General features: G+C 55.3%; 2 protein-coding genes and 1 pseudogene. All 3 read right to left on the reverse strand.

Annotation, left to right across the window (positions count from 1 at the left end; translation table 11 throughout):
• On the reverse strand, positions 1–566 hold a 566-nt coding region (locus ODJ80_RS13980), incomplete at its 3' end, for an ATP-binding protein (protein WP_263042553.1).
• Positions 563–1,321 carry a phage replisome organizer N-terminal domain-containing protein gene (locus ODJ80_RS13985; RefSeq protein WP_117499020.1) on the reverse strand — a complete coding sequence of 253 codons (759 nt, stop codon included), beginning with the start codon at positions 1,319–1,321 and terminating at the stop codon, positions 563–565. The genes ODJ80_RS13985 and ODJ80_RS13980, both read right to left, overlap by 4 nt.
• Before the next feature lie 100 nt (positions 1,322–1,421).
• Positions 1,422–1,635 (reverse strand): annotated as a pseudogene (locus ODJ80_RS13990) (hypothetical protein); the annotation flags it as partial.

Genomic DNA, 1,635 nt, shown 5'->3' on the forward strand with positions numbered 1-1,635 from the left:
AGCGGATAGCGGCAAAGGCGGGAAATGTATTCGTTCCTGCCCTCGAAGCTGGCGGCAAGGTCATTGAGGATAAGGGCAAAGTTCGTCATGTGGACGGGGATTTCTTTCTCCATGAGGGCATTTGCGATACAGCCCGCAAGGTAGCTTTTCCCGGTTCCCACGCCGCCCCAGAACAGGCAGCCGATATTGTCGGCTCGCATATCCTCCCAGTGTTCCACATACCGGCGGGCAATCCCGGCCTGCGGGTTCCTGCCGTTGTCGTTCTCAAAAGTCCAGTCCCGCATGGTGGGGTCGGTAAAGCCCCGGCGTTTCAGTTCCTCCACGGTGTCAAGGTGCCTGCGCCGCTTCTCGGCGGCCTCCCGTTCCTCGCGGGCGGCTCTCTGGCAGTCGCACTCTGCCGGATGGCGGTCGCGGCCAAAGATAGCGGCCTTATCCGGCGCAAAATAGGCTTCTTTCGGCTTGCGGCACTTGCCGCAGTACAGTAAACCGTCCTCGCCGGTGTAGTCCTCCGGCTCCGGGGTGGTGGCGGTCATATTCTCCAAAACAGCGTTGATTTCGTTCTTCATAAACTCTCGCCCTCCTTGCATGAGTAGTCTGGTATGCCCTTTTTCGGGGCTTTCTTGGCTGCGTCCTCCTGCGCCCATTTGTAGATTGTGGCGGCATGGCTCTTGTATCGCTTGCCGCTGGACGCGATATGGCAGGATAGCCGGTCAATGTAGTAGTTCCATTTGTCGGGCAGGTCTGCTTTCAGCCCGTCCAGTTCTGATTGCGAAAGAAAGACATTTTCATACCGGCCATAAGCGGCGCGGGCGGTCTGTCCCGTATCTAACTCTCGCTCTCTCTCTTTTTCTATCTCTATCTCTTTCTCTATCTCTATCTCTGGTGGACAAATGTCCGCTTGATATGGTGGACATTTGTCCGCCCCGGCCTTTGGCAAGGCTTTTTGCTCCTGCAAAGCCAGCCTTGCCCGCCGTTTCCGCTCCCCCTCGGTAGAGGATTGGCCGATAAGCAGTTCAATGTTGCTCATATACAGCGCGCCGCTTGGCAGCGGCTCCACAAGCCCCAGCTTCATAAAAATCTGCAAGGCTCGCTCTACGGTGCCGACTTGCTGGCGGGTAATGGTGGCAATCATCTGCGCGGTGTAGGGGATATTTTCATCAAGCTGCAACTTCCCGCCGTTTTTCAGCGATTTCAGGTACAGTTTCAAGAGAATGTTGGAATAGAGGATACCGTCCTGCATACTTTCCAGCAGCACGATAGCGTCCTCGTCAAAGTAATTCTCTTTCAGCTTGAGGTAGTAGTATTTTCGGTTGTCTGACATGGTTCCTCCTTTGGGTGGATTTGGGGCGTTTTTACGCATTTAGAACGGCGTTTCCGGGGGAAAAGGATAAATCTTTGACACCCACGAAAAAAGCCTTGATTTATGCGGGTTTGAAAGGCTCTAAAGCGTGACATTTCTGCCTTTGTTTCCGCTTTCGCTCGGCGGCTTTGATTTTCTTTATGCGTCCGGCGCAGTCGGGGCAGTATTTCCCCCGGTTGGATTTGGGGACAAAGGCCGCCCCACAGACGGCGCACCGTTTCCGGCTCCCCCGGTACAAAAGTGCTGCGGCCAGTTCCCCGTCAAGGGGCAGGACA

Source organism: Acutalibacter sp. LFL-21, assembly GCF_025630755.1.
Classification (GTDB): domain Bacteria; phylum Bacillota; class Clostridia; order Oscillospirales; family Acutalibacteraceae; genus Acutalibacter; species Acutalibacter stercoravium.